Origin of the sequence: Actinophytocola sp. (assembly GCF_045807065.1) — a bacterium.
Lineage (GTDB): Bacteria > Actinomycetota > Actinomycetes > Mycobacteriales > Pseudonocardiaceae > Actinophytocola.
Map to the genome: position 1 here is coordinate 1 of NZ_JBJMIE010000751.1, position 7,927 is coordinate 7,927.

Consider the following 7,927-nt stretch of genomic DNA (forward strand, 5'->3'; position numbering starts at 1 on the left):
CAACACCCGCTCAACCGTCCCATCCACCCACTCCCGCATCTCCACCACAGGAATCGGCCCACCCGAATAACTCGAATTCCACCCAACGATGTTGAAGGTGGGATCATCGACATCACCCAGAACCTGCGTCTGGTCGAAGATGCCGCGCCACTCCTCCACCTGCGCCTGACCCGCCCCGGCGGTCCCGGAAATCTCCGGCACCACGTACGCCACCAGCCGCCGCTCCCCGGGCACGTCCTCACGCACCACTACGGCCGCGCTGCGGACCTCGTCGTGCTCGCCGAGCACGGCCTCGACCTCGCCCGGCTCGATCCGGAACCCCCGGATCTTCACCTGGTCGTCAACCCGCCCCAGGAACTCCAACTCCCCATCAGCAGACCACCGCACCAGATCACCCGTCCGATACAACCGCGACCCGGCCGGACCGAACGGATCCGACACGAACCGCGCCGCGGTCAGCCCCGGCCGGTCGAGGTAACCGTGTGCCAGCCCGGCTCCCCCGGTGAGCAGTTCGCCGGGCACGCCGACCGGCACCGGCCGCAGGTACGGGTCGACCACGTGCGCCGTCGTGTGTGCAAGTGGACGTCCGATGGGGATCACCGGGTGCTCGTGCCCGTCCTCGGGCCGCACCTGGTGGCTGGTGACGAAGACCGTGCTCTCCACGGGACCGTAACCGTGCACCAGGCGCAGGTCGGGGTACCTGCGGCGGACCTCGCGCACGTGCCCGACCGACGGCGCCTCACCGCCGGTCATGACCTGGCGGACCCGCTCGAACACCGCCGGGTGGTGGTCGGCGATCACGGCGAACAACCCGGCCGACAGCCACAGCGTCGTCACGCCGTGCCGCTCGACCAGCGTCTCGATCACGACGGGGTCCGGGCTCTGACCAGGCGCGAGCACGCAGAGTCCGCCGTGCAGCAACGCGCTCCACAACTCCAGGGTGAGCACATCCCACGAGATCGGCGCGCACTGCAGGAACACCTGGTCGGGGCCGAGGTCGATGAAGTCCTGGCCGAAGAAGGTGCGCACGGTCGCACGGTGGGGGGACACCACGCCCTTGGGCTCTCCCGAGGAACCCGACGTGAACAGCACGCACGCCACGTCGTCGGGGCTCACCTCGACCTGCGGCGGGGTCGCGGGCAGCCGGGCGAGGTCCGGCCGGACCGCGTCGATCGCCACGACCGCCACGTCGCCTGCCGGGAGCCGGTCTGCGAGCGTGCTCTGCGTGATCACGACCCGTGGCGACGCCTGCCGGACGATCTCGGCCGTGCGTGGCGCCGGGTGCGACGGGTCGAGCGGCACGTAGCCCGCGCCCGCCTTGAGCACGCCCACCAGCGCGACCACGAAGCCCAGGCTCCGCTCGACGCACACGCCGACGAGCGACCCCGGGCCGACCCCGTGTGACACCAGCAGGTGCGCCAGCCGGTTGCCCTCGGCGTCCAACTGCGCATAGGACAACGACCGGTCGGCGAACACCACCGCCGGCGCGTCCGGCCGGGCCGCCGCCTGTTCCGCGAACAGCTCGTGCACGCAGCGGTCCGCGGGGTAGTCGGTGACCGGCCCGTCCCGCCAGTCGGCGACGGCCAGCCGCTCGGCCGGCTCCCACAGGTCGATCGCGCCGATCCGCCACCCCGGGTCCTCGGCGACGGCCGTCACCACCCGCAGGTAGTGGCGCACCAGGCGGCGCACGGTCGACTCGTCGAACAGGTCGGTGCTGTAGACCAGGCGCCCCACCAGCTCGTCGCCGCGTTCGCCGACATAACACTCGAGGTCGAACCGGGTCGTGGTGGCGCCCGCGCCGAACGACTCGGCGACCGTGCCCGCCAGCTCGAGCCGCTCGGCCGGCGCGTTCCACAGCTGGAACACCACCTGCACCAGCGGGTTGGCGGCGGCGTCCCGGTCCGGGGCGAGCTCGGCCACCAGTCGCTCGAACGGCAGGTCCTGGTGCGCGTACGCACCGAGCGCGGTCTCCCGGACCCGATCCAGAAGCTCCACGAAGGACGGATCGCCCGAGCAGTCGGTCCGCAGCACCAACGTGTTGACGAAGAACCCGATCAGGTCCTCCAGCTCCGGCCGGCCCCGGCCCGCGGTCGGGGTCCCGACGGCGATGTCGGTCATGCCGGTGTACCGCGCCAACAGCACCTGGAACGCCGCGAGCAGTGTCATGAACAGCGTGGCGTCGTGGGCCGAGCCGAGCGCACGCAGTCCACGCGCGACGTCAGGCGGCACGGTGAAGTCGACGGACGCGCCGGCGTACGTGGAAGCGGCGGGCCGGGCGTGGTCGACCGGCAGCCGCAGGGCGGGTGGCAGATCGGCCAACCGCGTCCGCCAGTAGTCGAGCTGGTCGAGCAGTCCGTCCTCGGCCACCCACTCGCGCTGCCAGATGGCGAAGTCCGGGTACTGCACGGACAGCTCGGGCAGCCCGGCGGGCACTCCCGACTGGAACGCCAGGTACAGCGCGTTCAGCTCACGCACCAGGATCCCGCGTGACCAGCCGTCGGAGATGATGTGGTGCATCACCAGGCACAGCACGTGGTCCTCGGCGGCAAGCCGAACCAGCGTCACCCTCAGCAGCGGACCGGTCGCCAGATCGAACGGGCGGGCCACCTCGTCCGCGACCACCTGCCGCGCCTCGGCGACCGGGTCGGCGGCCGAGGACACCTCCACGAACTCGACGGGTACCGGTGCGGGCGGGTGCACCACCTGTCCCGGCCGGCCGGCCACCGACACGAACGTCGTGCGCAGCGCCTCGTGCCTGGCCACCACCTCGGTCAACGCGCGGCCCAGCACCTCCCGGTCGAGCCCGCCGCGCAGCCGCAACACCCGCCGCACGTTGTAGAAGGCGTTGTCGGGCACCAGCTGATCCAGGAACCACAGCCGCTGCTGCGCGAAGGACATCGGAAGCGCTTCTGCCTGCACGTGAACCTCCTGTGCCGAACCGCATTCGCGGTTCGGCTGTCTTCTGCGGTGTCAACGAGGTGACCGACGGGGTCAGCGGGACCGGGCGGTGCGCCGGCTTCGGGTGGTGGACACGACGGCGGGCAGGACGACATCGGTGATCAGGCTCGGGTTGCCGCGTACGAAGAAGTGGTCGCCACGCACCGACCTGGCCTGGAAGGGGCCGGTGCTGAACCGCTCCCACGCCCGGACGCTGTCCGGCGGCACCAGGTCGTCCCCGTCGCCGAACACCGCGTACACCGGCGTGTCCACCGCACCCACCCCCAGGTACTGCGGCGCCTGGGAAAGCACGGCGTCCGCCCGCAACGCGGGCATCAGCACGTCGAGCAGTTCCTTGTTGGCCAGGACGTCCTCGTCGACGCCGCCGATGTCCTGGAAGAACCGCAGCAGCTCGGTGTCCGACGCGGTCTCCGACCGGATCATCGACTCCTGCGGACAGGGAACCGCCCACGGCGCACTGCGGGCGCCCACGATCAGCGCGGCCGGTTTGGTGGCGTGTGGGAACAGTTCCTGCGCGACGTGCGCGGCCAGTGTCGCGCCGAGGCTGTGGCCGTACAGAACGAGCGGACGGTCCAGCAACGGCCGGACCGCCTCGGTGAGCTCGGCGACCTGGGTCGGCAGGTCGCTGATCGGCTCCCGGTCGAAGCGCCCCTCCCGGCCGGCGAGGTGCGCGGCGAACACGCCGACCCACGGCGGCAGGTGCGCGACCCACGACCGGTACAGGCCAGGGCCACCACCGGCATACGGGAATCCCACCAGGTTGCACGACGCGTTCCGCCGCGCGGCCAGGTCCACTAATGCGGCAACCGCCACGTCACACCATCCGCCGAACTTATCGACCACGGGTCGAACCCGACAACGGCCGACCGCAACGCGGTCGGGCCCCACCGGCATTCCGAGGCCCCCCGGCCTCCGGTCTCAGTTGTGCCACTCCGATAGTTCGGACCCTCCAGATAGGCACGCCCTTCCATTGCCTACCAGAATCAACAGCCGGTGTCGAGCTGAATGCGCAGACCACGGCGTCCGGATCTGATCACACCGAAAAACGGCACTTTACGGCCGGGCGCGCAGGCCGGTGGTCGATCTTTTGGAACGGTCCGGATCACCCGTCCGAGTCGGTTCGCCGATCCGAGCATGCGTCCACCAACTGCGGAAACGGGCACCGCCAACTGCGACCAACGTTTGCGCAACAGGCATCTTTGTGACCGCCGTCACACTTGCTTGGGAGCCGTAGACACCCCCGCGACCCGCCCCTAGGGTTGATTGCATTGGCTTTTCTCACCTGGGGGCGAGAAGTGGCGAATAACGCCATCACACGTATAGATCTCCACACACTTCGGGTCGCAATTCCGATGTAAAGAACATTCGGATCCGGCCGCAAACCCTGGTCGCCACACCCGTCACGGATCGTCGTGCGCGACGAACATTCGGGCGCGATTTCTACTGTATTGGGGAGACTTTGTATGTTCGATGCCGACGTACTGGTCAAAGAATACGAAAAAAACGGTTTCGCCATTCTCCGTGACGTGCTCGACCCGGACCTGGTCGCCGAGGCGCGGTCGCACGTCGAGTGGCTGGGCCGCAGGTATCCCGAGCTCCGGCCGGAGGAGTACCACCACCCCCTGATGCGCAACGACGCGTTCTGGGTCCGGATGGTGACCGAGCCCCGGCTGGTGGACATCGCGGAGCTGTTCCTCGGCCCTGACGTGGCATGCTTCACCGCGCACTACGTGTCCAAGCCGCCGTTCGACGGGCGGCCGGTGCTGTGGCACCAGGACGGCGCCTACTGGAAGCTGCAGCCGATGGAGGCGCTGACCGTGTGGGTCGCGGTGGACGAGTCGACGAAGGAGAACGGCTGCCTGCGCATCATCCCGGGCAGCCACACCGAGCCCATCCACGTCCCGTCGGTCCGCACCGACACGCCCAACATGCTGTACTCGCAGACCCGTGAGGAACTGGTGCGCGACTGGACCGAACGGGCCGGCGTCGTCGACATCGAACTGGCGCCCGGCGACGTGTCCATCCACCACCCGAACATCCTGCACTGCTCGGAGCCCAACACCTCGGCCAAGCGCCGGTGCGGCCTGGACATCGGCTACATCGCCACGTCGACCCGGGTCGCCAACGAGGGCCTCTACCTCGACCCGATCCTGGTGCGCGGCGAACCGGCCGACGGCGTGAACCAGTACCGCAGGTACCCGCCCTACTCGCCGTCGGAGACGATCCCGTTCCGCGGCCACGAGAACTGGGACGCCACCATCGCCGAGCTCAACGGGCGCGGTCGGTTCACCGAGTCCGGCGCGGGCGCCGAGACGCCGCTGCAGACCACCCACCGGATGGTGCGCCGCCTGCGGGAAGGCACCGTGAGCCGATGACCGGGCGGGACGCCGCGCCCCATCGACGACCGACCGTCTGGAGACAGCCATGTTCGAGTGCGTGCACCACCACATCCGACAGTGGGCCGAACGCACACCCGACGCCGACGCGGTGCTGTTCCGGGACCGCCGCCTGAGCTACCGCGAACTGCTGTCCGGGGCCCGGCGGGTGGCGGCGCGACTGGCGGCGCTGGGCGTCGGCCGGGAGACCCTGGTCGGCGTGTGCCTGCCACGGTCACCGGAAATGGTGCTGGCCGTGCTCGGCGTGCTGGAGTCCGGCGGCGCGTACCTGCCGTTCGACCCGGGCGCCCCGGCCGAACGGACCCGGCACATGCTCACCACCGGCGGCGCCCGGCTGGTCATCGCGGGCGGGCCGACCCTGGAGCAACCGGACGACCTGCCCGCCGACGTGCTGGACATCGACGCCCTGCTCGCAGCGGACACACCAGACACAGTGGACGCGTCCGGGAGCCACCCGTCCGTGCGGTCGGAACCGGACGACCTCGTCTACGTCATCTACACGTCGGGGTCCACCGGCAGGCCCAAGGGCGTGGCGATGGAACACCGCCCGGTCCGCAACCTGATCGACTACCAGATGGCCTCCACCGCGGCGCACCACCGCGGCGAGCCGGTGCGCGCGTTGCAGTTCACCCCGCTCACCTTCGACGTGTCGTTCCTGGAGATCTTCGCGACGCTCGGCGCGGGCGGCACCCTGGTCCTGCCGGAGGACGATGAACGCAGGGACCCGGCCGCGCTGCTCGACCTGATCCGGCGGCAGCGGGTGACCAGCCTGTTCCTCCCGCTGGTGATGCTGCAGCAGTTGGCCGGTCAGGCCGACGCCGGCTGCCCGTCGCTCCGCGAGATCATGACCGGCGGGGAGCAGCTGGTGATCACCCCGGCGCTGACGGACTGGTTCCGCGCGATGCCGGAATGCACCCTGCAGAACATCTACGGGCCCACCGAGGCCCACGTGGTCACCACCCACGACCTGGCGAGGGACCCGGCGGAATGGCCGGCCCTCGCGCCGATCGGCCAGCCCATCCCAGTGCCGAGCGCGACGGCGTGACACGCGCGCTCGGCCCGCACCGAGGAGGACAGCCTTGACCAACCCGTTCGACGACCCTGACGGCACGTTCCTCGTGCTCATCAACGACGAGGGCCAGCACTCGCTGTGGCCGGAGTTCGCCGCGGTGCCGGATGGCTGGACCACCGTGCACGGGCCGGATGCCCGGCAGGCGTGCCTGGACTACGTCGAGGAGCACTGGACGGACATGCGCCCCCGGTCACTCGTCGAGAAGATGAACGCCTCCGGCGTCTGACCGGGGCAGCGACATGGATCTGGCTGTGCTGGCCGAGGGACTCCACAAGCGCTACGGGACTGTCGACGCCCTGCGCGGGGTGGACATCGCCATCCCCGCGGGGTCGGTCTTCGCCCTGCTCGGCCCGAACGGCGCGGGCAAGACGACCGCCGTGCGCATCCTGTCCACCCTGCTCGCGCCGGACGCCGGCCGTGCCGTCGTCGCCGGTGTCGACGTGGTGGCCGCGCCCGAACGGGTCCGGGAGCGGATCGGGCTGGCCGGCCAGCACGTCGCGGTGGACCCACTGCTGACCGCCAGGGAGAACCTGCGACTGGTGGGCAGGCTGCACCGGCTCGGCAGGCGCGGCGCCGCGGCACGCGCCACCCGGCTGGTGCACGACTTCGGCCTCGAGCACGCCGCGGACCGGCCGAGTCGCACCTTCTCCGGTGGCATGCGGCGCAGGCTCGACCTGGCGCTGAGCCTGGTCGTCAGCCCGGCCGTGCTGTTCCTCGACGAGCCGACCACGGGCCTCGACCCGATCAGCAGGCACGCGTTGTGGGACATGATCCGCGCGCAGGTCGCCGACGGTGTGACGGTACTGCTCACCACCCAGTACCTGGAGGAAACCGAGCGGCTGGCGGACCGGGTCGCGGTGATCGACACCGGAGTGGTCATCGCGGAAGGCACGATCGACGAGCTGAAGCGGCGGACCGGCGGCGAACGGGTCCAGGTGGCCCTGGCACCGGAGGCCGACCTCGGCGCGGCGGCGGACGCGGTCGACAACACCGGGGTCGGAAGGCTGACCCTGGAGCCGGACCGGCACGGGTTCTCCGTGGCGCCGGACGCCGGCCTGCTCGACGCGATCAGCGCGATCACGGCCGCGCTCCGGGCGACCGGCGCCGAGGTCGTCGACTTCGCGGTGCGCCGCCCGTCGATGGACGACGTGTTCCTCTCGCTGACCGGTCACGAATCGCGCGCGAAGGGAACAGTGTGATCAGGACGATCGAGGACACCGCCGCGCTGACCGGCAGACAACTGGTGCACCTGCGACGGGTGCCGTCCAAACTGATCCGGGTCACCATCCTGCCGGTGGTGACCGTCGGCGTGTTCGGCTACCTGTTCGGCAGCGCGATGACGGTGCCGGGCGGCAACTACCGCGAGTACATCATGGCCGGCATCTTCGTCCAGGTGATGCTCTCCGGCGTCAGCACCACCGCGGTCGGCATGAACCTGGACGTGCGGACCGGCATCGTCGACCGGTTCCGGTCCCTGCCGATGTCGTTCTCCGCCGTCCTC

General features: G+C 70.4%; 7 protein-coding genes. 5 read left to right on the top strand and 2 right to left on the bottom strand.

What is annotated here, in order from left to right; genetic code table 11:
• On the bottom strand, positions 1-2,919 hold a 2,919-nt coding region (locus ACJ73U_RS43900), incomplete at its 3' end, for a non-ribosomal peptide synthetase (protein ID WP_407783723.1).
• Positions 2,920-2,991: 72 nt separating this feature from the next.
• A complete protein-coding gene (locus ACJ73U_RS43905; protein ID WP_407783724.1) occupies positions 2,992-3,771 on the bottom strand; it encodes a thioesterase II family protein in 780 nt (259 codons plus the stop codon).
• 650 nt (positions 3,772-4,421) lie between these two features.
• On the opposite strand from ACJ73U_RS43905, the gene ACJ73U_RS43910 reads away from it, so the two are divergent.
• The 5 genes from ACJ73U_RS43910 to ACJ73U_RS43930 all read left to right on the top strand — a co-directional run.
• Positions 4,422-5,333, top strand: coding sequence for a phytanoyl-CoA dioxygenase family protein (locus ACJ73U_RS43910; protein WP_407783725.1), 912 nt, complete (start codon positions 4,422-4,424; stop codon positions 5,331-5,333).
• 49 nt (positions 5,334-5,382) lie between these two features.
• On the top strand, positions 5,383-6,399 hold the full coding sequence (locus tag ACJ73U_RS43915) for an AMP-binding protein (RefSeq protein ID WP_407783726.1): 1,017 nt from the start codon (positions 5,383-5,385) through the stop codon (positions 6,397-6,399).
• Positions 6,400-6,433: 34 nt separating this feature from the next.
• Positions 6,434-6,652 carry an MbtH family protein gene (locus tag ACJ73U_RS43920; protein ID WP_407783727.1) on the top strand — a complete coding sequence of 73 codons (219 nt, stop codon included), beginning with the start codon at positions 6,434-6,436 and terminating at the stop codon, positions 6,650-6,652.
• Positions 6,653-6,665: 13 nt separating this feature from the next.
• On the top strand, positions 6,666-7,625 hold the full coding sequence (locus tag ACJ73U_RS43925) for an ATP-binding cassette domain-containing protein (RefSeq protein WP_407783728.1): 960 nt from the start codon (positions 6,666-6,668) through the stop codon (positions 7,623-7,625).
• Positions 7,622-7,927: ABC transporter permease (locus tag ACJ73U_RS43930; RefSeq protein ID WP_407783729.1), on the top strand; the 306-nt coding region annotated here is incomplete at its 3' end. The genes ACJ73U_RS43925 and ACJ73U_RS43930, both read left to right, overlap by 4 nt.

Bases quoted from the DNA above. Each gene is read 5' to 3' on its own strand.
- ACJ73U_RS43910 (WP_407783725.1), top strand. From the start codon at position 4,422: ATGTTCGATGCCGACGTACTGGTCAAAGAATACGAAAAAAACGGTTTC.
- ACJ73U_RS43915 (WP_407783726.1), top strand. From the start codon at position 5,383: ATGTTCGAGTGCGTGCACCACCACATCCGACAGTGGGCCGAACGCACA.
- ACJ73U_RS43925 (WP_407783728.1), top strand. From the start codon at position 6,666: ATGGATCTGGCTGTGCTGGCCGAGGGACTCCACAAGCGCTACGGGACT.